Below are 26782 nucleotides of genomic sequence, written 5' to 3'. Positions count from 1 at the left end.
CCCACAAGGCCCCGGAGGTACGCACGCGATGACCGTCACCCTGGCGGACGTGGCCGCCCGCGCTCGGGTCTCCCCCGCCACCGTCTCCCGCGTCCTCAACGGCAACTACCCGGTGGCCGAGTCCACCCGGGAGCGGGTGCTGCGGGCCGTGGCCGACCTCGACTACGTCCTCAACGGCCCCGCCAGCTCCCTCGCCGCCGCCACGTCCGATCTGGTCGGCGTGCTGGTCAACGACATCGCGGACCCCTTCTTCGGGATCATGGCGAGCGCGGCGCAGACCGCGATCGGCGCGGGCGCGTCCGGGCGGGGCGGGGGCGAGAAGCTCGCCGTCGTCTGCAACACGGGCGGCTCCCCCGAGCGCGAGCTGACCTACCTCACGCTGCTCCAGCAACAGCGGGCCGCCGCCGTCATCCTCATGGGCGGCTCCCTGGAGGACCGGAAGCGGCTGGCGGCGACGGCCGCCAAACTGTCCAGGCTGGCGGACGCGGGAACCCGGGTCGTGCTGTGCGGGCGGCCGCCGGTGGAGGGGGACGCGCACGCGGCGGCCCTCGTCTTCGACCACCGGACCGGCGCGCGCCGCCTCACCGAGCACCTGCTCGGCCTCGGCCACCGGCGGATCGGTTACGTGGCGGGGCCGGCCGACCGGACCACGACCCGGCACCGCCTGGAGGGGCACCGGGAGGCGCTCGCGGCGGCGGGCGTCGCGGAGGGGCCGACGGTCCACGGCCCGTACGAACGGGCCTCCGGGCAGGCCGCGGTGGCCGGACTCCTCGCCCGCGACCCGGACCTGACCGCGGTCGTCGCCTGCAACGACACGGTGGCCCTCGGCGTCTGCGCCGCCCTCAGGGAACGCGGTCTGGACGTCCCCGGCGACGTGTCCGTGGCGGGCTTCGACGACCTGCCGTCCGCCCTGGACGCGGTCCCGGCCCTGACGACCGTCCACCTCCCGCTGCACGAGACGGGCGCCCGCGCGGGCCGCCTGGCGACGTCCTCGGAGGACCCCCCGCCGGGCGGCCTCACGACGATCCCGGCGGAGCTGGTGGTGCGGGGGTCGACGGGGGCGGTACGGGGGTAGGGCCGCCGGCGGGGCCGCCCCCTCCGGCAGCGCACCCCCTCCGGCAGCGCACCCGCCCGGCGCGGGCCCCGTGCCCCGCCCCGTATCCCCGTCATACCCGAGAGCTACAACCCGAGTCGGCTCCCTGGCGGGACGCCGACCACAGCGGCGGCTCCCTACCTTCCGTAACGGAACGCACCCCCGTACGGAAGGACCCCCATGGCGCCCCTCCCCCGCCTCCGTCGCGCCCTGCTCGCCGCGGTCGTCACCACCGCCGTCGCCCTGCCGGTCGCCGGGGCCGCGCGGCCCGCCGACGTGCCGGCCCCCGTGCCTCCCGCCGTCGCGCCGCTGCGGGCGGACGGCGGGCCGGACGCGCTCGCCGCGGCGCTCGAAGCGCGTTACGCGGCGGAGCGGACGGCGCTGGGGGAGGCCGCGCGGACGGCGGAGGAGCACGGGGCGCGGCTGAGGGCCGCGTCGCTGCGGGCGATGGCCGGGGCGGACCGGCGGTTCCTGGAGTTCGACGGGCGGGACGGCGGGCGGAGCGCGGAGGTGGTCGGGGACCTCGCGCGGGCCGAGCGGATCGCGGTCCTCGTGCCCGGCGCCGACACCGGCCTCGACGCCTACGCGCGCTTCCGGGCCGGCGCCGTCGCCCTCCGGCGCACCCTCCGGGAGGAGTTCGGCGCCCGGGCCGCCGTCGTCGCCTGGCTCGGCTACCGCACCCCCGCCACCGGCAGCGCCGCCTCCCTCACCCCCGGCCGCGCCGACCGGGCGGCGCCCGCCCTCCGCTCGTTCGTCGGGGAGCTGGCGCGGCTGCGGCCCGGCGCCCGGATCACCCTGCTCGGGCACTCGTACGGCTCCGTGGTGTGCGCCCGCGCCGCCGCCGGGCTGCCCGTCGCCGCCCTCGTCCTCTACGGGAGCCCGGGCACCGGCTCCGACCGCGCCGCCGACCTGCGCACGGACGCCATCGTCTGGGCCGGGCGGGCCGACGGCGACTGGATCGCCGACGTGCCCCACCGGCGCGTCCCCCTCCCCGCGGGCGGCGAACTCGGCTTCGGGGCCGATCCCGTGGAGCCGGGGTTCGGGGCCCGCCGGTTCGCCGCCGGCGACGGCGGCCACAGCGACTACCTGGTCCCCGGCTCCGTACCCCTGCGCAACCTCGCCCGGATCGTCGACGGAAGGGAGCCGGACCGTGCCTGAGACCACCCCCGTGACCACTCCGACCACCGGACCGAGGGGGGCCGTGCGGGCGCTCGTCCGCCGGACCGTCGCCGCCACCCCGCCCGAGCGCGACCGCGCCCTCGCCGTCCTCGGCGTGGTCCTCGGCCACTGGCTCGTCACCGCCCTCGTCGCCGACAGCGGCACCCTGCGCGTCGAGAGCCCCCTGAGCCACCTGCCCGAATTCACCCCGGTCTCCTGGGCGTTCCAGACCCTCGCGGTGTTCTTCCTGGTCGGCGGGTACGTCGCCGCCCGCGGCCACGCCGCCGCCCGCGCCCGCGGCGAGGGCAGCGGACGCTGGACCGCCGCCCGGCTGCGCCGGCTGTTCCGGCCCGTCGTCCCGCTGCTCGCGGTCTGGCTCGCCGCCACGGCCGGGATGCTCGCCTGCGGCGTCCCCTGGCGGACGGTCCAGGCGCTCGGGAAGCTCGTGCTCTCCCCGCTGTGGTTCCTCCTGGTCCTGGCGGCCCTCACCGCCGCCACCCCGCTGGTCGCGCGCGTCCACCCGCTGTGGCCGTTCGCCGTCGTCCTCCACGTCGACCTGGTCCGCTTCGGCCTCGACGGGCCCGGCGCGACCGGCTGGCTCAACCTGCCCGCGGGCTGGCTCGTCCCGTACTGCCTCGGCGCGCTCCTCGCCCGCCGCGGCCCGCTCGCCCCGGCCACCGCCTGGACGCTGCTCCTCGGCGGCGGGGCCGCGACCGGCCTGCTCGTCGCCCTCGCCGGCTACCCGGCCTCCATGGTGGGCGTCCCCGGCGCGCCGGTCTCGAACCTCGACCCGCCCACGCTCGCCGCCGTCACCTTCGGCCTCGCCCAGTGCGGCGGCGCGCTCCTGCTCCTCGGGCCGCTCCGGCGCGCCCTGCGCCGGCCCGCCGCCTGGACGGCCGTGGCCCTGCTCAACCTCGGCGCCATGACGGTCTTCCTCTGGCACCAGACCGCGATGATCGCCGTCACCGCCGGCGGCCTCCTCACCGCGGACCTGCTCGGCCACGGACCGCTCGCCGGTCTGCACACCGTCCCCGACGGCCACGCCTGGGTCCTCGCCCGGCTCGGCCGGCTCCCCCTCTTCGCGGGCGCGCTGCTGGTCTGCGGCGCCGCCTTCCACGCGTACGAACGCACCGCCCCGGCCCCCGCGCGGCGGCCCGGCACCACGACGGAGGCACCCCGTGCATAGGCTGTGGCGGAGGAACGAACGGACGGGCGGGGGAAGCGCGTTGGGGGACACGGCACGGCGGGAGGGCGCGCTGCGCGCGGTTCCGGATGCCCGGCGCGCAATCCCGGACGTCCTGCGCGCGGTCCCGGGCGTCCTGCGCGCCGACCTGCGGCCGGGGCGCCGCGACCCGCTGCCCCGCCACCGCCACCTCGGCCGGCTGGCCCACGGGCACGTCGTGCTGTTCTGCGTGCTCATGGGCGTCTGGAACGCGAACCTCCACGAGAGCTTCATGCAGCCCGTCACCGGCGCCGTCCCGCTGCTCGTCGTCCTGCAGAGCGCCGCGCCCGTCCTGGCCCTCTCCCGGCCCGCCGCCGCCCTGTGGGTCTCCGTCGCCGCGCTCACCCTCCTCGCCACCCTGACCTCGGCGGTCTTCGGCGCCGCGTGGCCCTGGAGCGCCCCGGGCATCGCGCTGCACACCCTCGTGCTGCTCCTGCTCGCCCTCCGCGTGCGCCCCGCCGCCTCCGCCGCCGCCCTCGGAGTCTCCCTGCTGACCGGGATCGGCGCCGCGGCCCCGCACCACGTCCCGGGGCCCCACACCCTCGTGCAGGGCGCCGTCGCCCTCGCCCTCGCCGTCGTCCTCGGGACCTCGCTGCGCGCGACCCGCGTCTCCCGCAGCCGCCTCGTCGAGCAGGAGGAGCTGACCGCCGGGGAACGGGCCCGGCGCGCCCTCCTGGAGGAGCGCGGGCGCATCGCCCGCGAGCTCCACGACGTCGTCGCCCACCACATGTCCGTCATCTCGATCCAGGCCCAGGTCGCCCCGCACCTGGTGGCCGACCCCTCCCCCGAGCTCCGCGAGAACCTGGCGGGCATCCGGCAGAACGCCGTGGACGCCCTCACCGAACTCCGGCGCGTCCTCGGCGTCCTGCGCGGCGACGGCGACCCGGGCGACGCCGCCGCCGGGGTGCGGCACGCCCCGCAGCCCACGCTCGACCGGCTGGACGACCTCCTCGCCAACGTCCGGGCCGCCGGGCTCGACGTCGCCGCCGGGACCCGGGGCACGCCCCGGCCGCTCTCCCCGGGCACCGAGCTGTCCGCGTACCGCATCGTCCAGGAGGCGCTGAGCAACGCCGTGCGGCACGCGCCCGGCGCCCGGGTCTCGGTGTCGGTCCACCACCACCCGGCCGGGCTGACCGTCCGGGTCACCAACACCGCCGCCGCCCGGCCGGCCGGCCGCGCGCCCGCCGGTCCCGCCCGGGAGCCCGGTCACGGACTGCTCGGCATGCGGGAGCGCACCGCCATGCTGGGCGGCGAACTCGCCGTGGGACCCACCGCCGACGGCGGCTGGGAGGTCACGGCCGTCCTGCCCGCCGACGCCCCGGGGGCCGGGCCCACCTCCACGAAGGACGGTTCATGAACGACGTCATCAGGGTCCTCGTCGCGGACGACCAGGTCATGGTGCGGCAGGGCTTCACCGTCCTGCTGAACGCCGAACCCGGCATCGAGGTGGTCGGCCAGGCCGTCGACGGCGCCGACGCCGTCGCCCAGGTCGCGGCGCTCGCCCCCGACGTCGTCCTCATGGACGTCCGGATGCCCGGCACCGGCGGCATCGAGGCCACCCGGCTGCTCACCGCCCCCGCCGACGCCACCGTCAAGGTGCTCGTGCTGACCACCTTCGACCTGGACGAGTACGTGTACGAGGCGCTGCGCGCCGGTGCGTCCGGCTTCCTCCTCAAGGACGCGTCGGCCGAGGAACTCGCCGAGGCGATACGGGTCGTGGCGCGCGGCGACGCCCTGCTCGCGCCCCGGCTGACCAAGCGGCTGATCGCGGAGTTCGCCCGGCTCAGCCCCGCCCCGCACGTGCGGCCCGCGGAGCGCCTGGGCGGTCTGTCGGAGCGCGAGACCGAGGTCCTGGCGCTCATCGCGCAGGGGTTGTCCAACGCCGAGATCGCGGACCGGATCGTCGTCGCCGAGCAGACGGTGAAGACCTACGTGAGCCGCATCCTCACCAAGCTGTCCCTGCGCGACCGGACCCAGGCCGCCGTCCACGCGTACGAGAGCGGCCTGGTCCGCCCCGGCGGACGGTGACCGGGCCCCGGGCCACGTCCGGGGCCCGGCCCCGCGTCAGATCGCCGCGCGGTAGAAGTACGTCCTCCGGTACGCGATCTTGCCGTCCCGGACCAGGTACGTGTCGGCGAAGCCCTCGTCCAGGGCGGTGCCGTCGCGGCTCGCGCCCCGGAAGCGGCCCCAGCAGGCCGCCGCGGCGAGGCCGCCGGTGACCTGGTCGACCTCGTGGGCGCCCGAGGCGATGATCCGCTCGTGCTCGTAGAAGTGGCGGATCCGGTCCAGGCCCTCCAGGGCCGGGTAGCCCGGGCGCTCGTAGACCGCGTCGTCGGCGAAGACCTCGCCGAGGTCGTCCCACGAGCGGGAGTCGACCACCTGGAACAGCCGGGCCACCAGCGAGTCGGCGGTCACCGGGGGGTGTGTGCGTGCCGTCATGACCGTGCTCCTTCGTTGCGTGTCGTCGTCGGAAGGGCGGGGCGGTGCGCGCCGGGAGGGTGGTTCGGCGCGCACCGGTGGGGCGGGTGCGGTGGGGCGGGTGCGGCCCTCGGGAAGGGGTGGTTCAGTACGCGTCGGCCCTGGCCTTGTCGAAGGCCGTCGCAAGGCGGGAGACGCCCTCCCTCCGCTGCTCCTCGTCGAGGGTCGCGAAGGAGAGCCGCAGCAGCCGGGAGCCGTCCTGCTCGATGCAGAACGGCGCTCCGGGCACGAGCGCGAGCCCCTGGGCCAGGGCGTGTGCGTACAGCAGGTCCGAGGTGACCCGGGGGTCGTCCACGGAGCACCAGAAGAACAGGCCGCCGCGCGGGTCGTCGAAGACGAGCCACGGCAGCCGCTCGCGCAGCAGCGCCGCCGTCGCCCGCGCCTTGTCCCCGTACAGGGTGCGCAGCCGGGCGAGGTGGGCGGGCAGGAACGCCGGGTCGCCGAGGAGTTCGGCGAGGACGTGCTGCCCGAAGGTGTTCGTCTGGAGGTCGCTGCTCTGCTTGGCCGCCACCAGTTCGCCGAGCAGGCCCGCCGGGGCGGTCAGGCCGGCCACCCGGAACCCCGGGCAGAGCGTCTTCGACAGGCTCATCAGCCGGATCACCCGGTCGCCGTGCACGTCCGTGGACGGCAGCCGCTCCCCGTCGAACGCCAGGTCGCCGTACGGGTCGTCCTCGACGATCAGGAAGCCGTACCGGTCGGCCAGGGCCGCCAGCTCCCGGCGGCGCTCCGTGGTGAGCACGCCGCCGGTGGGGTTGTGGAAGTGCGGGACGACGTAGACCAGTTTGGGCCGGGCGCCGGTGGCGAGCCGCTCCGCGAGGACGTCGACGCGCATCCCGTCGCGGTCCGTGGGGAGCGGCAGGAGCCGGGCCCCGGCGCCCCGGAAGGACTGGACGGCGCCCAGGTAGCTGGGGTCGTCCAGGGCCACCAGGTCGCCCTCGTCGAGGAGGGTCCGGGCCACCAGGTCCAGGCCCTGCTGGCTGCCGCCGGTGACCATCGCCCGCTCCGGGCCGACCGCCGCGCCGGTCTCGCCCGCGCGCCGGGCCACCGCCTCGCGCATCGGCGCGGTGCCGGCCGTCGGGGCGTACTGGAGGGCCGAGGCGCCCGACCGGGAGAGGACCCGGTCCGTCACCTCGGCGAGGCGGGCGACGGGGAAGCTGTCGGGGGCCGGGATGCCCCCGGCCATCGACAGGACGCCCGGCGCGTTCGCGGCCGACAGGATGCGGTCGATGGCGTCCGAGCGGCCCCAGGAGGTGCGCCGGGCCAGGAGGCCGGAGAAGTCCCCGGAGGAGTCTTCCGTCATGACGTCACCGCCGTCTTCTCCGTCGCCCCCGGCTCCGCGCCGATCTGCGGCGGGAACTCCTTCAGCCGCCAGACCGGGGAGAGCAGCACCACGAGGACCGCCGAGAGGAAGGCCCCGGCGGTCACGAAGAGCGTCTCGCGCAGCCCGATCAGGTCGCCGAGCCGGCCGCCGACGAGCGCGCCGAGCGGGAGCATCCCCCAGGACACGAAGCGGTAGCCGGCGTTCATCCGGCCGAGCAGCTCGTCCGGGGTGATGGACTGGCGCAGGCTGATGATGTGGATGTTGGCCATCGTGCCGCCCGCGCCGATCAGCGCGAACGCGGCGACGAACAGGACGAGGGTGAGGATCCCGTCGTTCGCCGGGGCCAGCGGGATGATCACCGGGGCGGCGCAGCACAGCACGAGCGCCGTCAGGATCGCGGGGCCGAGCCCCATCGTCCGCTTCAGGCTCCGGGCCACCAGGGAGCCGCCGAGCGAGCCGACCGCGCCGGTGCCGAGCAGCAGGCCGATCGTCCCCGGGGAGAGGTCCAGGCGCCGGGCCGCGTAGAGCACGAAGACGGTCTGGAGCGACATCCAGCAGAAGTTGTAGAGCCCGGACTGGAGGGCGCAGGCCCGCAGGTGGGCGTTGTGCCAGATGATGCGGATGCCGTCGCCGACGCTCTTCCACAGGCCGGCGGGCCGCTCGGGCACGACCGGCGGCGGCTCGGGCCGGCGGACCGCGAGCAGCGTGGCCACCGAGACCAGGTACGAGGCGCCGTTGATGAGCAGGGCGTACGGCGCCGTGACCCAGCCGATGAGCAGACCGGCGAGGCCGGGGCCGCCGATCTGCGCGAGGGAACTGGTGCCCTGGAGCTTGCTGTTGCCCTCCACCAGGTGTTCCTTGCCGATGAGGGTCGGCAGGTACGACTGGTAGGCGACGTCGAAGACGACGGTGAGCACCCCGATGAGGAGCGCGGCCACGTACACGAACTCGATGCGCAGCAGGTCCGTCACGGCGAGCAGGGGGACCGCCGTGACGAGCAGCGCGCGTCCCACGTTCGCCGTGATCATCAGCGGGCGGCGGCGGACGCGGTCGACCCAGACCCCGACGAGCAGGGTGACGAGCAGGAACGGGGCGTAGGAGGCGGCGTTCACCAGGCCGACCTGGGAGGAGGACGCGTCCAGGGTGAGCACCGCGGTCAGGGGCAGCGCCAGGGTGGTGACCTGGGCGCCGATCTGGGAGATGCCCTCGCCCGTCCAGAACTTCATGAACTCGGCGTCGCGCCACAGCGCGCCGCGCTCGCGGCCCCCGGCGGCGGCGGGTGCGCCGTCGCCGGGGGCCGCCGGGCCGGCCGACCCGGTGGGGTCGGCCGGTTCCGTCGGGCCGTGCGAGCCGTTCGGGTCGTGCGAGTCGGTCGACCCGGTCACGCTTCCCCCTCGCCGGAGGCCGGGTCGGCCACGTGGAAGGCGCAGCCGATCTGGGCGCCGCGCAGCATGCTGACGATGCCGACGGCCGGGTCGGTGACGCCCCGGGCCAGGGTTCCGGCGTACTTCCCGTCGACCATGAGGGTGCCGTAGGCGACGGCCATGTCCTCGGTGGTGACGCCGTCCTCGGAGAGGAAGCGCTCGGTGGTCGGGAGCAGGCGGCGCTGGAGGACGAAGGGGCCGCCGACGGCCTGGTGGAGCTTCTCCACCCACTCCTTCTGGTCGGTGGTCCAGCCGGGGGTGACGCCGACGCCGCCGTAGAGCAGCGTGGGCTTGAGGACCAGGAGGTCCTTGTTGGCGACGGCGTACGGCAGGAGGTCGATCTTCTCGCCCTCGAAGGTGACCTTCTCGTCGCGCACGAAGCGGGTCCAGGGCAGGATCCGGTCGACGAGGGCGCGCTCCTCCTCGGTGAGGGCGGCCCGGTTGCGCTCGTCGCTGAGCATCGCGAGGCTGCCCTTGTTGCCGTACAGCTCGCAGTCGAGCGAGGCGAACAGCTCGACCTGCCCGGCCTCGGCGGCGTCCAGGAGCGGGTTGACGAGGTCGTACGTGCGCGGCTCGTCCGGCATCTCGCCGGGCAGGAACAGGCGGTAGACGACGTCGACGCGCCGCCCGTCGTACACGACCTTGCCTTCCTCGTAGGTGAAGTCCCCGAGGTGGCAGACGACCGGTTCGAAGCCGAGGTCCTTGAAGGCGGGGACGACGAACTCCATCCAGCACTTGGACTTCTCGAAGCCGTCGGGCCAGTCGGTGATGGCGAGCAGCGGGCGCTCGGTCCCGGCGAGGGAGGGGGCCTGGCGGCGCAGCACGTCGGTGATGCGGGCCAGCGGGTCGGGGTAGACCAGGTCCTCGGCGGCGGCGAAGGCCGCGAACTCCTCGTCCTTGATCAGGGCGCGGGCGAACTCGCCCATCTGCCAGCCGCCGAGCGAGGTGCCGGTGTTCAGCTCCATGAGGCGGAAGCCGCCGGTCTCGCGGTAGAGGTCGGCGCGGGACAGCGGCGGGATCTCGTCGACCGCGCCGCGCAGGACCAGGTCGGCCTGGGTGTCGCTCATGCCGACGGCCTTGGCGAAGGCGCGCAGGTCGCCGCCGAAGAGGCGCTCGGGGACGGACTTCAGGAGCTCGAAGAGGCCGTTGAGGTCGTGTTCGAGGCCGGCGACGTCCTCGGCGCTGAGGAAGACGGGGCGGTTGAGGCCCTCGCCGCCGCCGGCGCCGTAGCGGAACCACTCGACGCCCCGGACGCCGGAGACCGTCATGCGGGCGGCGGTGCGCTCGTGGTCGAAGAAGCGGCGGGTGACGGCGTTCTCGACGCGGGCGCCGAGCTTGTGGGTGCTCGCGCCGGTCACCTCGGTGCGGGAGAGGCCCTCGGCCCGGTCCAGGGCGCGGCGGGTCTCGACCGGGTCCTCGCCGACGGCGATGAGGGCGGCCGAGCGCGGGGTGAGGCCGCGCGGCGGGAGCTGGAGCTCGTCGCCGGGCTCGACGAGGGCCACGGCCTCGACCAGGCCGTCGACCTCGGAGGGGTCGGGCAGGACGACCCGGTCGATGGTGCCGTCGTACGAGGGGTAGAGGAAGCGGATCTCGCCGCTGAGCGCGCGGGTCGGGGTGAGGTCGGGGACGCGCTCGAAGGCGATCTCGGCGGCGGCGACCGCCAGGTCGATGCCGGTGGCGAGCCGGTGGACGTGCGGGATGAGGTCGCCGCCCAGGCGTCCGTTCAGCTCGATCAGGCGCGGCCCGTCGGCGCTGACGCGCAGCTCGGTGTGGGTGACGCCGTAGTCGACGCCGACGGCCCGGTGGGAGTCCCTGACCAGCTCGACGACGGCCTCGGCCCAGGGCTCGTCCTTCCAGCCGGTGACCAGGTGGCCGACCTCCTCGAAGTACGGCTGGGGGCCGAGGCGCTTGCGGGCGACGCAGACGGGGGTGACGACGCCGTCCACGACGGTGCTGTCGACGCTCAGTTCGGGGCCCTCGACGTACTCCTCGACGAGGACGGTGTCGGCGGTGCCGGCGCCCTGGAGGCGGCTGGCGGCGGCGAGCCGGTAGGCCTGGCGCAGGCCGTCGGCGTCGCGGGCCACCATGACGCCGAAGCTGCCGCCGAGGGTGCGGGGCTTGACGACGACGGGGAAGCCGATGGCCTCGGCGGCGGCGACGGCCTCGTCCTCGCTGGCGGCCGGGGCGTGGCGGACGGCCGCCATCCCGGCGGCCTCCAGGGCCTGGCGGGTGGCGTACTTGTCGCGGCAGATCCTGGCGGCGGCCGGGTCCATGGCCCGCAGGCCGAGGCGCGCGGCCACCGAGGAGACGGCGGCGAGCGACCACTCGTCCCAGGTGACGATCGCGGCCTCGGCGACCTCGCCGCGCAGGTCGGCGACGGAGGGGAACAGCTTGTGCGCGTCCGTCGTGTCGGCGATCCGGTGGGTGTCGACGTACTTCGCCTGCCAGCTGGGCGCCTCGGGGGCGATCAGGGTGACCTCGTACCGCGCGGCGAGGGAGGCGAGCGCGTACTCCCGGTACTGGCGGATGCGGCTGCCGACCAGGATGACGCGCGGGCGTTCGGTGGTCATGACGGACACGGTGGGTGTTCCTTTCCGATGCGGTGCGGGGTGGGGCAGGCGGTGCGGGTGGTGCTGGGACCCCGGTGGTGCGAGTGCGGGTGCGGACCGGTGCTGGGACTCGGGCCGGTTACGTGTCCAGAGGGGTGCAGGTGAGCCGGAAGCCGTTCGCGGAGGTCTCGATGGCGTCCTCCACGGCGGCGGTGGACGGGCCGCGGAAGCGGAAGCGGGTGCCGACGTGCTCGTATCCGCTGATCGGGGGCACCCGCTGGCCGACGGGCACGTGCAGCACCGCGTACGGCTTGCGCTCCTCGGCGGGCGGCGCGGTCCAGTCGGCGCGCTCGACGAGGCAGGGCGCGGGGACGGGCAGCGGCAGGAGCAGGTAGCCCCCGACCTCGCCGGTCTTCAGGGCGGGCAGGACCGGCACCCGGCCGAGCTGGATGTCGGCCGCCGCGGCCATCAGGTCGGCACCGTGGACGTCCCGCCAGGTGAAGGGGATCTCGCCGCCACCGACCCGGGCCCCGCACTCCAGGAAGACCAGGGCGGGTCCGCCGTCCGCGCCCCGGGTGACGAACGCCTCCAGGTGGAAGACCCACGGCCGGCCCCCGCCGAGGGCGGCCCCGACGGCGGCGGCGAACGGCTCCACGGCGGCGAGCAGCACCGGGTCGTCCTCCTCGACCGAGCCCAGCCAGTTGCCCTGGGTGAAGTCGGCGCAGGTGCCGCCCACGTAGCGGGAGGCGGTCCAGCCGCCGAGCCGGTCGCCCTCCCAGAGGCCGTCGATGTGCAGGATCGGGGCGTCGACGTACGCCTGGGCGAGGAACGGCTCGGCCGCGAGGTCGGCGGCCAGCTCCGGGTGCGCGTCCAGGTCGGCCCCGGAGTCGAGCCGGACCACTCCCCTGCTGGCGGTGCCCCGGTGGGGCTTGCAGACCAGCGGCCAGCCGTGCGCCCGCCCGAACTCCCGTACGGCGTCGGTGTCGGGGACGTGGGCGAGCTCCGGCACCGGGATGCCGGCGGCGGCCACCGTCGTGCACATCAGGAGCTTGTCGCGGAAGACCGCCAGCTCCTCCGGGGTCTGCCCGGCGATCCCGAACTCCTCGCGGACCAGGGCCGCCGTGTCGAGGTCGCCCTCGTTGAGGGCGAGCAGCGCCTCCGGCGGGCCGTACCGCTCGATCAGCACGGTGAGGGCCGCCCGTACGGCGGGCAGGTCGTCGGTGAGGCCGACGGTGACGACGGCCTCGGCGTCCCCGGGCACGGAGGTCCGGCCGAGTTCGGTGCTGATGTACGTGACCCGGTGGGTGCCGTGGTCGACGTAGTCGGCGTAGAGCGCGTGGGTGTCCCGCCAGCGGTGCAGGACCGTCACGTGCGGGCGGGTCCTGGTCATGACTCCGTCCCCTCCGCGTCCGCCGGGGTGCCGGACAGCCAGGACAGGGCGGCGGCCACCATCGAGCGGACGCCGACGAGCAGGGCGGGCCCGGACTGCGGGGCGAAGGTGGGGGCGTGGTTCTGCGGGATGTCCTCGTCCAGGCGGCCGGCGGCGAACGCGGCCGTGAACACCTCCGGGTCGAGGCCGCCCCAGAACCAGTACACGGACGGCACCCGCGCCGCCGTGGCCAGGATGCCGAAGTCCTCGCTGGCCGTGGTCGGGCCCATCGTCATCACGGCCCCGTCGCCGAAGGCCTTCCGGTGCGCGTCGGCGACCCGCTCGGCGGCGGCCGTGTCGTTGACCGTCATCGGCAGGTGGTAGACGGAGGTGATCTCCGGCTCTGCGGTCGCGCCGGCCGCGTCGGACTCCGCCTTGGCCAGGCGCTCGATGGCGGCGAGGACCTTGTCGCGGACGGGGGCCGAGCTGGTGCGGACGTTGATGCCGAGCTCGGCCGTGTCCGGGATGACCGCGGCCGTGGTGCCCGCGTGGAGCTTGCCGACGGTGACCACCACCGGTTCCTGGGCGGGGGTCTCGCGGGACACGATGGTCTGGAGCCGCAGGACCAGGGAGGCGGCCATGAGGACCGGGTCCACGGCCGACTCCGGCTTGGAGCCGTGGCCGCCGCGCCCGAAGAGCTTGACCGTGATCGAGTCCGTGGCGCCCATGACGGTGCCGGGGCAGGTGGCGATGAGCCCGACGGGGCCGGGGCCCACGTGCTGGCCGAGGATGACGTCCGGCTTCGGGAAGCGCTCGAACAGGCCGTCGTCGACCATCGAGCGGGCGCCGTAGCCGCTCTCCTCGCCGGGCTGGAAGACGGCCACGACCGTGCCCTTCCAGTGGTCCGTGCGGGAGGAGAGCAGCGCGCACGCCCCGAGCAGGGCGGCCACGTGCAGGTCGTGGCCGCAGGCGTGCATCACCGGGACCTCGGCGCCGGAGTCGTCGGTGGCGGTCGCGGTGCTCGCGTACGGCAGGCCCGTGGCCTCCTTGACCGGCAGGGCGTCCATGTCGGCGCGGAGCATGACCACGGGGCCCTCGCCGTTGCGCAGGACGGCGACCACGCCGGTGCGGCCCACGCCGGTGGTGACCTCCCAGCCGCCCTGCGCCGCGAGCCGCTCCGCGACCAGGGCCGCCGTCCGCTTCTCCTGGAAGGCGAGCTCGGGGTGGGCGTGCAGGTCCTGGTAGTCGGCCTCCAGGGCGGGGAACAGCGGTTCCAGCGCGTCGAGCACTGCGGTCAGGGAGTCCATGGCGTCCTCACTCGGAGACGGGGGTGTCGGGAAGGGGGTGCTCGCGCACGCCCCAGGAGGCGAGCAGCGCCGCCGCGCAGGTGACCGCCGGCCACCACGGCACCCAGCCGCCGTGGCCGGTGGAGCGCAGCCACTCGGCGAGGGCCGGGAAGGTGCCGCCGAAGAGGCTGATCGCGAGGGCGGCGGGCAGGCCGACGGCGACCGCGCGGACGGCGGGCGGGAAGAGCTGCCCCGCGAAGACGTTGCTGACGGCGAGGGGCAGGGCGAGCAGGAAGAGCAGCACCACCGTGACGACCGGGACGGGCACGCGGCCCGCGACCATGCCGGCGAGCAGCGGTACGGAGCCGAGCGCGAGCCCGGCGAAGCCGGTGCGCAGGACGGGCAGGGCCCCGAACCGGTCGGCCGCCCTCCCGGCGGCGAGCATGCCGGCGAGGAGGGCCACCATGCCGAGGAGCAGGGCCCCGGAGGCCTCCTCCTTGGTGGCGGCGCCCGCGTCGGCGGCGTACGCCGGGAAGTCGACCGTGAGGAAGTAGAAGACGGTGGTGGCGCCGGAGGTGATCGCGAACACGACGGAGAGCGGCCCGAGGTGGGCCCGCAGGACGGGCCAGGGGCTCGCGGCGGCGGGCGCGCGCTTCCGTTCGCGGGCGTCCTGGGTGAAGACCTCGCTCTCGGCCGCGCCGCGCCGGATCCACAGGGCCGTCAGGCCGAGCAGGGCGCCGAAGACGAAGGCGAGGCGCCAGGCGCCGTCCTCGACGCCCGCCTCCCCGAACACGCCGAGCAGGACGCTGAGCACGACGAACGACAGGGCGCTGCCGAGGACCACGCCGCCGTAGGAGACGGCGCTGTAGAAGTACCGGCTGCGGCCGGGGGCCGTCTCGGTGACGTACGCGGCGGCGCTCGGGTTCTCGGCCCCGACGGACAGGCCCTGCACGAGCCGGGCGGCGACCACGAGGAGCGGGGCCGCGAGGCCGATCGACGCGTGGCCGGGAATCACCGCCAGGAGCAGCGAACCGGCCGCGATCAGGCCGACGGTGAGGGTGAGTCCGAAGCGGCGCCCCCGGGTGTCGGTGAGCCGCCCGATGACGACGCTGCCGAGCGGGCGCACGAGGAAGCCGAGCGCGAAGCCGAGGTAGGCGGCGATCAGCCGGGCGGTGGGCGAGGAGCCGGGGAACAACTGCTCGGCGAAGTACGGCGCGAGCACGCCGTAGATCGTCCAGTCGTACGCCTCCACGACGGACCCGACACTGGCGGCGAGCAGCTCGCGGCGGGGCTTGCGGGCGGGGGTGGTGCCGGGTGCGGGGGCGGTGCCTTCGGCCGGTGCCGCCGGGACCGTCGTCCCGGCCGGGGGCACCGCCCCCGTGCCTATCTCCGAGGTGCTCATTCGGCCACCCCGTACGCCCGTACGCCGTCCCCGTCGCCGTGTCCGGCCGGGTGCGGGACCGCGTGCAGGCGGGCGCCGACGGCCGGGAGGTCCGCCAGGCCGGTCAGGCCCGTGAGGACCGGGATGCCGGCCTCGGCGAGGGCCTTGGCCGCCGGGTCGTCGCGCTCGGCGCTGTCGGTGGCGACCAGGGCGGCGCCGCGCCCGGCGAGGAGCGCGACGGCGTCCGGGGTGAGGAAGGGACCGTCCGGGCGGCCGGTGTGGACGACGACGGCGTGCCCGGCCGGCTCGAAGGGGGCGAGCGCGAGCCGGTCGGCGACCGGTTCGGCGACGCCCACGAGCCGGACCAGGGCGACGGGCAGGTCGACCAGGCCCTCGATGCCCTCCGGCGCCCCGGCGGGCCGGTCGAGGAGGGTGCCGGGCCCGGTCAGGTCGACCGTGCGGCGGACGGGGGCGCCGTCCTCCGTCCCGGTGTTCCGCGAGCCCTTGTGCGGCTCCCGGATCAGCTCCTTGCGGCTGATGGTGGTGCCGCCGACCATCAGCAGCCCCAGGTGGCGCACGAGGAGTTCGCCCAGGGCGGCGTCGTCGATGTCGTCACCGGGGATGTCGAGGCGGAAGCCCTCGGTCCGCAGGGAGCCGCCGTTGCTGAAGACCACCTCGGCGTCGAAGTCGACCCGCCACTGCCCGGCACCGGTTGCCGTCGTCATGTGCTTCGTTCCTTCACGTCGTCGCGTTGTTCGCGAGGTGCCCCGCTCCCGGGAGCGGGCCCTCGGGCGCGCCCTCAGGCGCAGTCGATGAGGGCCTTCTCCAGGGCGCCGACCACCTCGTGGATCTCTTCCTCCGTGATGGTGAGGGGCGGAAGGAGCCGGAGCACGGCGCCGTGCCGACCGCCGCTCTCCAGGAGCAGTCCGTGTTCCAGGCAGGCCTTCTTGACGCGGCGGGCGCGGTCGCCGTCGGCGGGCCGGGCGCCCAGGGCGTCGGCCTCGCCGTCCGGGTCGACGAGCTCGACGCCCCACATCAGGCCCCTGCCGCGGACGTCGCCGATCTCCGGACGGGTGAGGGCGAGGCGCCGCAGCAGGCCGCCGAGCAACTCTCCCTTGACGGCGGCCTTCTCCACGAGTCCTTCTTCGGCCAAGACCTCCAGGGCGGCGGCGCCCGCCACCAGGGCGATCTGGTTGCCGCGGAAGGTGCCCGCGTGGGCGCCGGGCCGCCAGGCGTCGTACTTGCCGTGGTAAAGCATCAGGGCGAGCGGGAAGCCGCCGCCGACCGCCTTGGAGACGAGGACGGCGTCGGGTTCGATGCCGGACCCCTCGAAGGCCCACATGGTGCCGGTGCGGCCCCAGCCGGCCTGGATCTCGTCGAGGACGAGCGGGATGTCGAGGCGGGCGGTGATCTCGCGCAGCCCGCGCAGCCACTCGGGGGGCGCGGCGATCACGCCGCCCTCGCCCTGCACGGCCTCCACGAAGACGGCGGCGGGCTTGGTGATGCCGCTCTCGGGGTCGGTGAGCAGCCGCTCGATGTAGGTGAGGCCGACCCGGACGCCCTGGTCGCCGCCGAGCCCGAAGGGGCAGCGGTAGTCGTAGGGGTACGGCAGGTGGTGCACGTCCGGCATGAGGGAGGGCACGGCCTCCTTGGCGCCCAGGTTGCCGGTGAGGGCCAGCGAGCCGGCCGTCATGCCGTGGTAGGCGCCGTGGAAGGAGAGGACCGTGCGGCGGCCGGTGGCGGTCTTGAAGAGCTTGATCGCGGCCTCGGTGGCGTCCGCCCCGGCGGGCCCGCAGAACTGGGTGCGGAAGGTGTCCGCCATCGTGCCGGGCAGGTGCGCGTAGAGCGCCGACAGGAAGGCGTACTTGGCGGGGGTGGTCAGGTCGAGGGCCTGCTGCACCTGGCCGGATTCCAGGTACTCGCCCACCCGGCGCAGGATCTCGGGGTGGTTGTGGCCGAGGGCGAGGGTGCCGGCGGCGGCCAGGCAGTCGAGGTACTCGGTGCCGTGGCCGTCGCGGACGCGGGCGCCGTGCCCGTCCTGGAGGACCTGGCCGAAAGCGGTGGCGTAGGTGCGGGCGCCGGATTCGCGGGCCCGGACGTACGCGTAGATCTCGTCCGGTGTGGGGGCGGTGTCCGGTGTGGGGGCGGTCGCGCGGGTGGTCACGTCATCACTTCCCAGGGGATGTACGGGCGTCCGCGACCATGACCTGGCCGAGGGCGATGCCCCCGTCGTTGGTCGGGACCTGTCGGTGGACGTAGGTGTCGAAACCGTCGGCGGTCAGCCCGGTCAGACAGTTGAGCAGCAGGAACTCGTTGAGGAACACGCCGCCGGAGAGGACGACCTGCCGCACGCCGGTCTCCTCGCGGAAGGCCCGGCAGCGGTCGCGGACCATCTCCACGACGGCGGTGTGGAAGCGGCGGCTGATGCGGTCGGCGGACAGGCCGGCCGCGAGGTCGGCGGCCATGGCCCGGATCACGGGCCGGGGGTCGACCTCGACGGGGCCGTCCGCGTCGGGCGCGTGGGCGTCGAAGCGGTAGGCGGTCTCCGGGGCGGAGTCGCGGGCGAGCAGGCCCTCCAGCTCGATGGGGCCCTGGGCCTCGTACTCGGCCCGGGAGCAGACCCCGGCGAGCGCGGCGGCGCCGTCGAAGAGGCGGCCCATGCTGGAGGTGGCCGGGGAGTTGATGCCCCGGGCGGCCATGGTGGCGTACACGTGCCGCTGCTGCTCGTCGAGTTCCGCGAGGGCGGGGAAGGCGGCGACTGCCTTCTCCCGGTCGCCGTCGAAGGCGTCGAGGGCGAGGGCGTAGCCGGTGCGGACGGGTTCGCGGACGGCCTGGTCGCCGCCGATGAGGGGCAGCCTGCGGAGGCGTCCGACGCGCCGGTAGGCGGCGTAGTCGCCGAGGAGGAACTCGCCGCCCCAGACGGTGCCGTCCTCGCCGTAGCCGAAGCCGTCGAAGATCACGCCGAGGGTGGTGCCGGTGACGTGGTTCTCGGCCATGCAGGAGGCCATGTGGGCGTGGTGGTGCTGCACCTCGACGACGGTCCGGCCGGCGCCGGCCCCTTCTCCGTCCTCGTCGAGCGCCGCCCGGGTGGAGCGGAACTGCGGGTGCAGGTCGTGCGCGGTCAGGCGCGGCTCCAGGGCGTAGAGCCGGGCGAGGTGGCGGGCGGTGCGCCGGTGGGAGGCGAAGGTCTCGTCGTTCTTGAGGTCGCCGATGTGCTGGCTGAGGAAGACCTTGCTGCCGTGCGACAGGGCGACCGTGGTCTTCAGCTCGGCGCCGAGCGCGACGGCGGGCGCCACCTCGCGGCCCACGTCCACGGGGTACGGGGCGTAGCCGCGGGCCCGCCTGATGAACTGGAGCAGGGGCGCGTCGAGTTCGTCGTGGACGGAGAGGCGGACGACGGAGTCGTCGACGCGGATCTCGATGTCGCGGTCGTGGTAGAGGATGACGTCCGCGATCTCGAAGAGCTGTTCCAGGGCCTCTTCGTTGCGGTACGCGATGGGGTAGCCGGAGATGTTGCCGCTGGTCATCACCAGTGCTTCCAGGCCGGGTTCGTCCAGGAGCAGGTGGTGGTGGGGCGCCGAGGGCAGCATGATCCCGAGGTTGGGGTTGCGGGGCGCGACCGACTCGGGCAGGGCGTCGGGCTGCTTGCGGGCGAGCAGGATGGGGCGGGCCGGGGAGCGCAGGACGTCGATCTCGTCCTCGGAGAGGACGGCGAGGCGCTGGGCGGTGGCCAGGTCGCGGACCATCACCGCGAACGGCTTGGAGTCGCGGCGCTTGCGGCGGCGCAGCAGGGCGACGGCCTCGGGCTGGGTGGCGTCCACGGCGAGGTGGAAGCCGCCGACGCTCTTGACGGCGACGATCCCGCCGTCGGCGAGGACCTCGGCGGCGCCGCGCAGGGCGGTGTCGCCCTCGGTGGTGCGGCCCTCCCGGTCGGTGAGGAGGAGCCGGGGCCCGCAGTCGGGACAGGCGTTGGGCTGGGCGTGGTAGCGCCGGTCGAGCGGGTCCTCGTACTCGGCCTTGCAGGCGGCGCACATGGTGAAGGACGCCATGGTGGTGGCCGGCCGGTCGTAGGGCAGGTCCTGGATGATGGAGTAGCGCGGCCCGCAGTTGGTGCAGTTGATGAACGGGTAGCGGTGGCGCCGGTCGTTCGGGTCCCGCAGCTCGCCCTGGCAGTCGCCGCAGACGTGGGTGTCGGCGGGGAGCAGGGCGGTGCGGATGCCGGAGTGCGCGCTGTGGACGATGGTGAAGGGGCCCGCGGGCACGCTGCCCGCGGGGAGCCCCCGGGTCACCACGACACCGTCGACGCGGGCGAGTTCGGGCGCGCGGTCCTGCAGACCGGCGGCGAACGCGGCCAGGGCGGCGTCCGGTCCGGACGCCTCCACGAGGACCCCTTCGGGGTCGTTGCGGACCCAGCCGGAGAGGCCCAGTTCACGGGCCAGCTTGTAGACGAACGGCCGGTAGCCGACGCCCTGCACCACTCCGGTGACCCGCAGCCGCCACCCTTCGGTGCCGGGCGGGGAGGTCGCGGTGGCCGGTGGAGACGTCACGGTGCTCATGGTGATCCCCCTCGTTTCCTGGGTCGGGTCCTCAGCAGAGCCGGGGCAGCTCGGCCCCGAGGAGTTCTTCCAGCTGCGTCTCCCGGCCGTCGGCGTCCCGCAGCAGCACCAGGGCCTCGGGGTCCTCGGAGATCTCGCCGATGGTGACGGCGTGCTCGCCGTACTGGAGCGAGCGCAGCGCCGCCAGGACGTCCGCCTCGGCGGCGGGGTCCACGAAGACGGCGAGGCAGCCCTCGTTGGCGCAGTGCAGCGGGTTGATGCCGAGCATGTCGGCCGCCATGGCGGTCTCGTGCTGGATCGGCAGGCTGGGGGTGTCGACCCGGATCGTGCGGCCGAGCTTCCCGGCGTACTCGTGGAGGACGGCGGTCAGGCCGCCGCGGGTGACGTCGCGCATCGAGCGGACGGCACCGGCCGGCACCCGGTCGAGGACCCCGTCGATCAGGTTGTTCAGCGGGGCGCAGTCGCTGTCCACGCGCTGCTCGAAGCCGAGGCCCTCGCGGATGGAGAGCAGGTGGACGGTGTGGTTGCCGATGGGGCCGCTGAGGATCACCTTGTCGCCGGGGCGCACGTCGGTCATGGAGAGCGGCTCGCGCTCGAAGACGCCGACGCCCGCGGTGTTGAGGTAGAGCTGGTCGGCCTCGCCCTTGCGGACCACCTTGGTGTCGCCGCCGACGATCTGCACGCCGGCCTCGCGGGCCGTCTCGCGGATCGACACGAGGACCTGCTTGAGGCGGTCGATCGGCAGGCCGGTCTCCAGGATCAGGCCCAGGGTGAGGTACTTGGGGCGGGATCCGGCCACGGCGAGGTCGTTGACCGTGCCGCAGACGGCGATCTTGCCGATGTCGCCGTTGCCGAAGAAGGGCGGGTCGACGACGAAGGAGTCCGTCGTCATGGCGATGCGTCCGGTCTCGACCGGGAGGATCGCGCTGTCCTCCATGATGCCGACGTAGACGTCGCCGAGGGTCTCGGCGATCAGCTGGACCAGTTCCTGGCTCAGCTTCGCCCCGGTGCCGTGGTCGAGCAGGATCTCGTCGCTGCTGCCGGCCGTGCTCGCGGTCATGGCTGCTCCTGGGTCGGGGAGGGTCGCGGTCACGGGGTCTTGATGTTCTTGCGGGGCAGGGTGCCCTCGGCGTCGAGGACGCTGATGACCTCGGCGGAGTCGGAGACGGTGGCGCAGTAGCCGTCCAGCCACTCCAGGGCGCGGTCCTTGTCCTCCTGGCGGGCGGAGACGACGCAGTCGGAGGGGACCCAGATGTTGTAGCCGCGGAAGAAGGCGTCGGCGGCGGTGGTCTGGACGCAGATCTGGGTCTGCATGCCGGTGATGAGGACGGTGTCGACGCCGAGGGCCTGGAGGCGCTCGTGCAGGTCCGTCTCGTAGAAGCCGGAGTCCTTGCTCTTCTCCATGACGACGTCCTCGGGGGCGAGGAACTCCTCCAGGATCTCGGCGCCGCGGGTGCCGCGCTGGACCGGGAGGTGACCGTCGTAGCGCTCGGCGTTCGGGTCGTCGGGGTCGTTGACGAGCTGGAGGTGGAAGACGTGGTGGCCGCGGCGGCGGATCTCGTCGAGGAAGCCGGTGAAGTGCGGGGTGGCGGCGGCGACGGCCGCGACGCGCTCGGGGTTCTTCTCCACGAGCTCGTACTGGAGGTCGTTGGTGAGGACGGCGATCTTGGACATGGGTGTGCCCTTCGGTGTGGCCGTGCGGGTGTGTGGGCGCCGGGCGCGCGGAAGGGCGCGCCGGCGGGAGGGCGCTCCGGGACGCACGGCGGCGCGCCGGCCCGGGTGCGGGCACGGCGGGGCCGGCCCGCGGGACGCGGGCGGGTCCGGGAGGGAGGTGGGGCGTACGCGCCGGGGGGCGTCCGGAGGGACGGGGGCGGCGGTACGGGAAGAAGGGTGGTGCGGGTGGTGCGGGAGCGCGGGGTCAGCCCGCGAGGGCGGCGCTCTCCTGCTGCGGCTCGTGCAGCCAGGTGCCGGTGGCCTCGAAGTGGGCCAGGACGTCGGCGATCCGCGCGTAGAGGTAGTGGCCGGTGACGGCCTCGCGCCCGTCGAGGCGGGCGTAGTCGGGCAGCCGCCCGTACTCGCGGAAGCCGAGCCGCTCCCAGAGGCCCACGGGGCCGTCGCTGCGGACTTCGAGGGTGATGACCTCGCAGCCCATGTCGCGCGCCTTGTGCAGGGCCTCGGACCAGCCCTCCAGGAGGAACTGGCCCCGGCGGTCGGGGGCGATGACGCAGCGCCGCATGTCGACGATGTGGCGGCGGGCCGGCAGCGGGGCCCGGGCGAGGGTCACCATGCCGACGATCCGGTCGTCCTCCTCGTCGCGGACCGCGAGGACGTCGATCGCGCCCTTGCGCAGGTCGGCGTCGAAGGCCCGCATCAGCGGCAGGCCCTTCTCCGGGCCGACGGGCTCGTAGAAGCCGAGGGTCTGTTCCTTGACCGCGACGGCGTCCATCAGCTCGATCATTTCGCGCATGTCCTTCTCGGACAGTTCGCGCGGCCATTCGTATCGCATGGGTCTTCCTGTGGGTTTGCCGGACGGTGGGCAGCCCGCAGGGACACCGGACACCGCCGCCCGCGCCGCCCGGCGCCGCGGCGGGCGGCGTGGGGCGGGGGTGTGGGTACGCGGTGTCCGGTGTCGCCAGGGGGGTGTTCGGGTGCCGGAGGGGTCCGCGGCGCGCTCCGGGGCGTCGCCGCTCCCGGGGCCGGGACCCGGAGCGTCAGACCGCGGCGACCCGGGCCTGCAGGTTGGTCTGCACCGCGGCGGCGGGCGAGGCCTGCGTGAGCTGCGACGGGTCGGACCCGAGGCCCAGGACCGTGGCGGCGTAGACCTCGACGAAGTAGGAGACGAAGAGGGAGTTGATCTTCGTGAGGTGCTCGACGAAGCGCTCCTCGTCCTCCTCGGTCTTGATCACCCGCATGATCATGTTCCAGACCATGTCGACGTGGTCGTCGTCCTCGTCGAGGGCGAGGTGCGCGCGGGCGCCCTTGGTGTTGTTGGCGCCGACGTGCTGCTCCATGATGTCGAGCCAGTCGGGCTGGGTCTTGCCCGCGATGTACTCGAGGTAGAAGCCGCTGATCATCGAGGCGAGGGGGCCCTCGGTGGCGAGCGTGTAGTAGAAGTAGCCGTTGAGCAGCTCGGTGGCGAAGGTCGGACGGATCGCGTAGATCTCCTCGTCCGTCATGCCCACCTTGTGCAGGTCGCCGGCGAACATGCGGTCGTGGCGGCCCTCCTCGGCGCCGTACAGGCCCCACTCCTTGGAGAGCTGGGGGTCGCGGGTGGCCCAGTAGTTGGCGACCAGCGGGTCCACGGCGCGCTTGAGACCGATCCGGATCATGGTCTCCACGTTGTGGCGCTTGTAGAGCTCCAGGTCGAACTTGTTCGCGTCGAGCATGCCCTCCGCGCCCTTGCTCTTCTCGTAGAAGTCACGCTCGAACTTCAGGAGGAGCTCGTCCACGCGCTTGCGGAACTCAGGACGCTGGAGGCTGGAGTACGTGTTGTACGACTTGCTACGAGGCATGGTCATCCCCACCCGAGGTCGTTGATCACTTTGCTCTGGCCGGTTCCGGCGAGGAATGCGCGCTCTTCCTGGGCACCGGTCCCCTGGACGAGAAGGAAGGACAGAGCCGCGGAAGCCGTGATGGCGAGAATGTTTCTCGCTGCACGTGCCATGGAAAACCCCTACCTTTCGGATGAGCGTTGAGGTCGTCAGCGCTTCGCTCATCCTCCGGCGGAAAGCCGTTTCTAGACCAGTCCCCTCTGGGATCATGTTGCTCCTGGCGGAAACATGACAGGGGGATACATTGGATGAAAACGGCAGAAGCGGTGCGATTAACCCGCCGCCGCTCCGCGAATCGGCGGACCGTTTGTACCGATTCGTTTCGGAATCGCCCAGGTGCACCGTCGAAACCGCGGCGGGGGCTCTGGGCATGGACCGGAGGGAGGCCGGGGAGGCCGTGCGGGACCTGCGCGAACTGGGACTCCTGAGCACGGCCGGCACGACCGGCACGGTTGGCACGACCGGCACGACCGGCACCTGCGCCGTCGACGGCACCCGTGCCGCCGACGCCGACGACCCCGGTGCCACCGGCTCGGAACCGCTGGTCCCGCATCCCGTGGACTTCGCCCGCGTGAAGGTCCTCAACCCGCTCCAGCGGCAGGTGAACCACTCCCAGGCGCTCGTCGACGAGCTCCGGAGCAGCCTGGACCAGCTGGAACTGCGCACTCCGCGCTCCCAGCACGCCCACTGCTCGCTGGAGGTCGTCCACGAGCTGTCCGACGTGCGCCGGCTGATCACCGGCTTCGCCGACGAGTGCTGCGACGAGGCGCTCTCCTCGCAGCCCGGCGGTGCCCGCGTGGAGGAGGTGCTCGTCGACAGTATGGACCGTACGACCAGGCTGCTCGGCCGCGGGGTCAGGATGCGGACCCTCTACCAGCACACCGCGCGCTTCAGCCCCGCGACCCTCTCGTACGTCGACCGGGTGACCCCCCTCGGCGCCCAGGTGCGTACGCTCGCGGGCGGATTTCCGCGCTGCATCATATTCGACCGGAAGATCGGCATCCTGCCGCTCCCGGACGACTCGAAAGGAGCCGTGATCGTACGGGACCCGCAGGTCGTCGCTTTCGTGGCGGAGGCCTTCGACCGGGTCTGGACCATCGCTTCCGATCTCTCTCCCGAGGAGCGCAGGTCCGACCGGGTGGCGGCCACGTCCGAGATTCAGCACGCCATTATCTCGCTGCTCACCCAGGGGGAATCGGACAAACGAATAGCCCAGGTCGTGGGAATTTCCCTGCGGAATTGCCAACGGCACATCTCCCACATCATGAAAAGCATCGGCGCCCGTAACCGGCTGCACGCCGGTTACCTGCTGAGCAAGGAGCCGTTCGGCGGTCATTGAGGGCCCGTCCGGCGGACGGGCCCCGAGGGCCGGTTCACCCCCTGGACGGGCTGCCGCTGAGCAGCGGGTCCGGGGAGGCCGTCTCCCGTTCCGCGGGCACCACCGCCCGCGGCGCGGGGGGCGGCGTCCCCCGCCACAGCGACGTCAGCGCCACGCCGCCGACGAGCAGCGCCGCAGCGCACCAGCGCAGCCCGCTCACGCCCTCCCCCAGGAACAGCGCCGCCGAGGACATCCCGAAGACCGGGACGAGGAGGGAGAACGGCGCCACGGAGGAGGCCGGGTAGCGGCGCAGGAGCCAGCCCCACGCGCCGAAGCCGAAGATGGTGACGACCCAGGCGACGTAGACGATGACGGCGATGCCGGTCCGGTCGAGGGCGCGCAGCGCGGCGAGGTCCCGCTCGGGCCCCTCCACGAGGAGCGAGAGGGCGAGCAGCGGCAGGACGGGCACGGTGCTGACCCAGACCATGAAGTTGAGCGCGTCGGGCGGGGAGGCCTTGCGGGTCAGGACGTTGGAGACGCCCCAGCAGACCGCCGCGCCGATCACCAGGAGGAAGCCGACCAGGGGCCCCGAGGTGCCCTCGTCGACCGCCGCGACCGCGATGCCCGCGAGGGCGACCGCCATGCCGGCCACCTTGACGCGGCCCGGCCGCTCGCCGAGGGCGACGAAGGCGAACAGGGCCGTGAAGACCGCCTGGATCTGGAGGACCAGCGAGGAGAGCCCGGCCGGGGCCCCCAGGTCCATGCCGACGAAGAGCAGGCCGAACTTGGCCACGCCCAGGGCGAGTCCGACGCCCACGATCCACTTCCAGGCCACCTTGGGGCGGCCGACGAAGAAGACGGCGGGCAGGGCGGCGGCGAGGAACCGGAGGGCCGAGAAGAGGAGCGGCGGGAAGTGGCCGAGGCCGATCTCGATGACGACGAAATTGACTCCCCAGACAGCGGCGACCAGCGCTGCCAGGGCGATGTGTGCGGGGCGCATGCTCCGAGGATCCCCGCGGCGACCGTGTAGCACCAGCACGGATTGCTACATGATTGGATGTAGCGACGCTTCATTCCTTACGCCCTGCCGCTCGCTCCCCCGCTCCTCCGAAGCCTCCGAGGTGGTCACCGTGCTGGACATCGGCCGGCTGCGGGCCCTGCACGCCGTCTCCGTCCACAAGACGGTGGGCGCCGCCGCCGAGGCCCTCGGGTACACCCCGTCCGCGATCTCCCAGCAGATCACCAAGCTGGAGCGGGAGACCGGCACCACCCTGCTCGAACGGCAGGGCCGGGGCATCCGGCTCACCGACGAGGCCCACCAGCTCGCCGCCACGACGAGCCGGCTCCTCGCCCTGATGGAGGAGGCGGAGGTGCGTCTGGAGGAGCGGCGAGGCAAGCCCTCCGGGCGGCTCACGATCGGCTGCTTCCCGAGCGCGGCGCGCGGCCTGATGCCCCGGGCGCTCGCGGAGCTGACCCGGCGCCACCCCGACCTGGACGCCCGGCTCTCGGAGGTGGACACGCACCTGTCGATCGACCTGGTGGCGCGGGGCGTGATCGACCTGGCCGTGGCGCACGACTGGGACATCGCGCCGCTGCCGGCACCGCCGGGGGTCGAGCAGGTGGTCATCGGCGCCGACCTGTGCGACATCCTCGTCCCCCGGGACCATCCGCTGGCGGCCCGGGACTCGGTGCGCCGGGAGGAGCTGGCGGGCGAGCGGTGGATCTCGCAGCCGCCGGGGTCGGTCTGCCACGACTGGCTCGTACGGACGCTGCGGGCGACGGGGTACGAGCCGCTGATCGTCCATCAGGCGGGCGAGAACCACACGCAGGTGGCGCTGGTGGCGGCCGGTCTGGGCATCGCCCTGGTCCCCCGTCTGGGGCGCGGGGCGCTGCCGCCCGAGGTGGCGCCGATCCGCCTGGACCCGATGCCGAAGCGCCTGCTGCACGCGATGTGGCGCACGGGCGCGGCCCGCCGCCCGGCGATCCGCGAGACGGTCCGCACCCTCCAGGACCTCTGGCCGGCCATAGCGTCCTCGGTCTGACCCGCCGCCGCCCCGTCACGGCCCCGCCCCGGAC

At 74.3% G+C, this 26782-nt stretch carries 22 protein-coding genes; 7 read left to right on the top strand and 15 right to left on the bottom strand.

Features of this window, described 5'->3' with window-relative positions; translation table 11 throughout:
• The first annotated feature begins 28 nt into the window (after positions 1-28).
• From ACIP5O_RS04865 to ACIP5O_RS04845, 5 genes are all read left to right on the top strand, one after another.
• Entirely contained in the window at positions 29-1075 is a 1047-nt protein-coding gene (locus ACIP5O_RS04865) for a LacI family DNA-binding transcriptional regulator (protein ID WP_401288650.1), read from the top strand.
• A 198-nt stretch (positions 1076-1273) separates the two neighbouring features.
• A complete protein-coding gene (locus ACIP5O_RS04860; RefSeq protein WP_401288648.1) occupies positions 1274-2251 on the top strand; it encodes an alpha/beta hydrolase in 978 nt (325 codons plus the stop codon).
• Between the two features lie 43 nt (positions 2252-2294).
• Entirely contained in the window at positions 2295-3437 is a 1143-nt protein-coding gene (locus ACIP5O_RS04855; RefSeq protein ID WP_401289330.1) for an acyltransferase, read from the top strand.
• A gap of 40 nt (positions 3438-3477) precedes the next feature.
• The gene (locus ACIP5O_RS04850) at positions 3478-4830 is read left to right on the top strand and encodes a sensor histidine kinase (protein WP_401288645.1); all 1353 of its coding nucleotides are present in this window, start codon (positions 3478-3480) and stop codon (positions 4828-4830) included.
• Positions 4827-5501: a response regulator gene (locus ACIP5O_RS04845; RefSeq protein ID WP_401288642.1), complete on the top strand. Its 675-nt coding sequence runs from the start codon at positions 4827-4829 to the stop codon at positions 5499-5501. Before ACIP5O_RS04850 ends, ACIP5O_RS04845 begins: the two co-directional genes overlap by 4 nt.
• 36 nt (positions 5502-5537) lie before the next feature.
• On the opposite strand, the gene ACIP5O_RS04840 is transcribed toward ACIP5O_RS04845, so the two are convergent.
• The 14 genes from ACIP5O_RS04840 to ACIP5O_RS04775 all read right to left on the bottom strand — a co-directional run bounded on the left by ACIP5O_RS04840 (position 5538) and on the right by ACIP5O_RS04775 (position 23349).
• Complete coding sequence (locus tag ACIP5O_RS04840; RefSeq protein WP_121828153.1) at positions 5538-5912, bottom strand: nuclear transport factor 2 family protein; 375 nt, start codon at positions 5910-5912, stop codon at positions 5538-5540.
• Positions 5913-6036: 124 nt separating this feature from the next.
• On the bottom strand, positions 6037-7251 hold the full coding sequence (locus ACIP5O_RS04835; protein ID WP_401288639.1) for a PLP-dependent aminotransferase family protein: 1215 nt from the start codon (positions 7249-7251) through the stop codon (positions 6037-6039).
• Entirely contained in the window at positions 7248-8657 is a 1410-nt protein-coding gene (locus ACIP5O_RS04830) for an MFS transporter (protein WP_401288637.1), read from the bottom strand. The genes ACIP5O_RS04835 and ACIP5O_RS04830 overlap by 4 nt, the downstream gene beginning before the upstream one ends.
• Positions 8654-11266, bottom strand: a complete 2613-nt coding sequence (locus tag ACIP5O_RS04825; protein ID WP_401288634.1) for an ATP-grasp domain-containing protein — start codon at positions 11264-11266, stop codon at positions 8654-8656. Before ACIP5O_RS04825 ends, ACIP5O_RS04830 begins: the two co-directional genes overlap by 4 nt.
• A 118-nt stretch (positions 11267-11384) precedes the next feature.
• Positions 11385-12635, bottom strand: a complete 1251-nt coding sequence (locus tag ACIP5O_RS04820) for an acetyl-CoA carboxylase biotin carboxylase subunit family protein (protein ID WP_401288631.1) — start codon at positions 12633-12635, stop codon at positions 11385-11387.
• Positions 12632-13921, bottom strand: coding sequence for an amidohydrolase (locus tag ACIP5O_RS04815; protein WP_401288629.1), 1290 nt, complete (start codon positions 13919-13921; stop codon positions 12632-12634). The genes ACIP5O_RS04820 and ACIP5O_RS04815 overlap by 4 nt, the downstream gene beginning before the upstream one ends.
• Positions 13922-13928: 7 nt before the next feature.
• Positions 13929-15302: an MFS transporter gene (locus tag ACIP5O_RS04810; protein ID WP_401288626.1), complete on the bottom strand. Its 1374-nt coding sequence runs from the start codon at positions 15300-15302 to the stop codon at positions 13929-13931.
• Positions 15299-16006 carry a hypothetical protein gene (locus tag ACIP5O_RS04805; protein WP_401288624.1) on the bottom strand — a complete coding sequence of 236 codons (708 nt, stop codon included), beginning with the start codon at positions 16004-16006 and terminating at the stop codon, positions 15299-15301. Before ACIP5O_RS04805 ends, ACIP5O_RS04810 begins: the two co-directional genes overlap by 4 nt.
• A 74-nt stretch (positions 16007-16080) precedes the next feature.
• Complete coding sequence (locus ACIP5O_RS04800; RefSeq protein ID WP_401288621.1) at positions 16081-17445, bottom strand: diaminobutyrate--2-oxoglutarate transaminase family protein; 1365 nt, start codon at positions 17443-17445, stop codon at positions 16081-16083.
• 4 nt (positions 17446-17449) lie between these two features.
• Positions 17450-19837: a carbamoyltransferase HypF gene (gene hypF / locus ACIP5O_RS04795; RefSeq protein ID WP_401288618.1), complete on the bottom strand. Its 2388-nt coding sequence runs from the start codon at positions 19835-19837 to the stop codon at positions 17450-17452.
• A gap of 31 nt (positions 19838-19868) precedes the next feature.
• Positions 19869-20897, bottom strand: a complete 1029-nt coding sequence (gene hypE / locus ACIP5O_RS04790; RefSeq protein ID WP_401288615.1) for a hydrogenase expression/formation protein HypE — start codon at positions 20895-20897, stop codon at positions 19869-19871.
• A 29-nt stretch (positions 20898-20926) separates the two neighbouring features.
• Complete coding sequence (locus tag ACIP5O_RS04785) at positions 20927-21511, bottom strand: cysteine hydrolase family protein (RefSeq protein ID WP_121828143.1); 585 nt, start codon at positions 21509-21511, stop codon at positions 20927-20929.
• Positions 21512-21755: 244 nt separating this feature from the next.
• The gene (locus ACIP5O_RS04780; protein ID WP_401288613.1) at positions 21756-22343 is read right to left on the bottom strand and encodes a GNAT family N-acetyltransferase; all 588 of its coding nucleotides are present in this window, start codon (positions 22341-22343) and stop codon (positions 21756-21758) included.
• Positions 22344-22548: 205 nt separating this feature from the next.
• Positions 22549-23349 (bottom strand): hypothetical protein, encoded by an 801-nt coding sequence (locus ACIP5O_RS04775; protein WP_356540944.1) that lies wholly within the window; start codon positions 23347-23349, stop codon positions 22549-22551.
• Positions 23350-23758: 409 nt separating this feature from the next.
• On the opposite strand from ACIP5O_RS04775, the gene ACIP5O_RS04770 reads away from it, so the two are divergent.
• Positions 23759-24727: a LuxR C-terminal-related transcriptional regulator gene (locus ACIP5O_RS04770; RefSeq protein ID WP_401288611.1), complete on the top strand. Its 969-nt coding sequence runs from the start codon at positions 23759-23761 to the stop codon at positions 24725-24727.
• 34 nt (positions 24728-24761) lie between these two features.
• On the opposite strand, the gene ACIP5O_RS04765 is transcribed toward ACIP5O_RS04770, so the two are convergent.
• On the bottom strand, positions 24762-25706 hold the full coding sequence (locus ACIP5O_RS04765) for an EamA family transporter (protein WP_401288609.1): 945 nt from the start codon (positions 25704-25706) through the stop codon (positions 24762-24764).
• 130 nt (positions 25707-25836) lie between these two features.
• On the opposite strand from ACIP5O_RS04765, the gene ACIP5O_RS04760 reads away from it, so the two are divergent.
• Positions 25837-26748: a LysR family transcriptional regulator gene (locus tag ACIP5O_RS04760; protein WP_125663089.1), complete on the top strand. Its 912-nt coding sequence runs from the start codon at positions 25837-25839 to the stop codon at positions 26746-26748.
• Positions 26749-26782 lie beyond the last annotated feature (34 nt).

Source organism: Streptomyces sp. NPDC088915, from assembly GCF_044749825.1.
Classification (GTDB): domain Bacteria; phylum Actinomycetota; class Actinomycetes; order Streptomycetales; family Streptomycetaceae; genus Streptomyces.
Note: the sequence above shows the minus strand (reverse complement) of the source record. Positions and strands in the feature narration are given on the sequence as shown.

Excerpts from the sequence above, each read along its gene's own strand:
- ACIP5O_RS04865 (WP_401288650.1), top strand. The coding sequence starts at position 29 with ATGACCGTCACCCTGGCGGACGTGGCCGCCCGCGCTCGGGTCTCCCCC.
- ACIP5O_RS04860 (WP_401288648.1), top strand. The coding sequence starts at position 1,274 with ATGGCGCCCCTCCCCCGCCTCCGTCGCGCCCTGCTCGCCGCGGTCGTC.
- ACIP5O_RS04845 (WP_401288642.1), top strand. The coding sequence starts at position 4,827 with ATGAACGACGTCATCAGGGTCCTCGTCGCGGACGACCAGGTCATGGTG.
- ACIP5O_RS04840 (WP_121828153.1), bottom strand. The coding sequence starts at position 5,912 with ATGACGGCACGCACACACCCCCCGGTGACCGCCGACTCGCTGGTGGCC.
- ACIP5O_RS04835 (WP_401288639.1), bottom strand. The coding sequence starts at position 7,251 with ATGACGGAAGACTCCTCCGGGGACTTCTCCGGCCTCCTGGCCCGGCGC.
- ACIP5O_RS04825 (WP_401288634.1), bottom strand. The coding sequence starts at position 11,266 with ATGACCACCGAACGCCCGCGCGTCATCCTGGTCGGCAGCCGCATCCGC.
- ACIP5O_RS04820 (WP_401288631.1), bottom strand. The coding sequence starts at position 12,635 with ATGACCAGGACCCGCCCGCACGTGACGGTCCTGCACCGCTGGCGGGAC.
- ACIP5O_RS04815 (WP_401288629.1), bottom strand. The coding sequence starts at position 13,921 with ATGGACTCCCTGACCGCAGTGCTCGACGCGCTGGAACCGCTGTTCCCC.
- ACIP5O_RS04810 (WP_401288626.1), bottom strand. The coding sequence starts at position 15,302 with ATGAGCACCTCGGAGATAGGCACGGGGGCGGTGCCCCCGGCCGGGACG.
- ACIP5O_RS04805 (WP_401288624.1), bottom strand. The coding sequence starts at position 16,006 with ATGACGACGGCAACCGGTGCCGGGCAGTGGCGGGTCGACTTCGACGCC.
- hypF (WP_401288618.1), bottom strand. The coding sequence starts at position 19,837 with ATGAGCACCGTGACGTCTCCACCGGCCACCGCGACCTCCCCGCCCGGC.
- hypE (WP_401288615.1), bottom strand. The coding sequence starts at position 20,897 with ATGACCGCGAGCACGGCCGGCAGCAGCGACGAGATCCTGCTCGACCAC.
- ACIP5O_RS04785 (WP_121828143.1), bottom strand. The coding sequence starts at position 21,511 with ATGTCCAAGATCGCCGTCCTCACCAACGACCTCCAGTACGAGCTCGTG.
- ACIP5O_RS04780 (WP_401288613.1), bottom strand. The coding sequence starts at position 22,343 with ATGCGATACGAATGGCCGCGCGAACTGTCCGAGAAGGACATGCGCGAA.
- ACIP5O_RS04775 (WP_356540944.1), bottom strand. The coding sequence starts at position 23,349 with ATGCCTCGTAGCAAGTCGTACAACACGTACTCCAGCCTCCAGCGTCCT.
- ACIP5O_RS04770 (WP_401288611.1), top strand. The coding sequence starts at position 23,759 with ATGGACCGGAGGGAGGCCGGGGAGGCCGTGCGGGACCTGCGCGAACTG.
- ACIP5O_RS04765 (WP_401288609.1), bottom strand. The coding sequence starts at position 25,706 with ATGCGCCCCGCACACATCGCCCTGGCAGCGCTGGTCGCCGCTGTCTGG.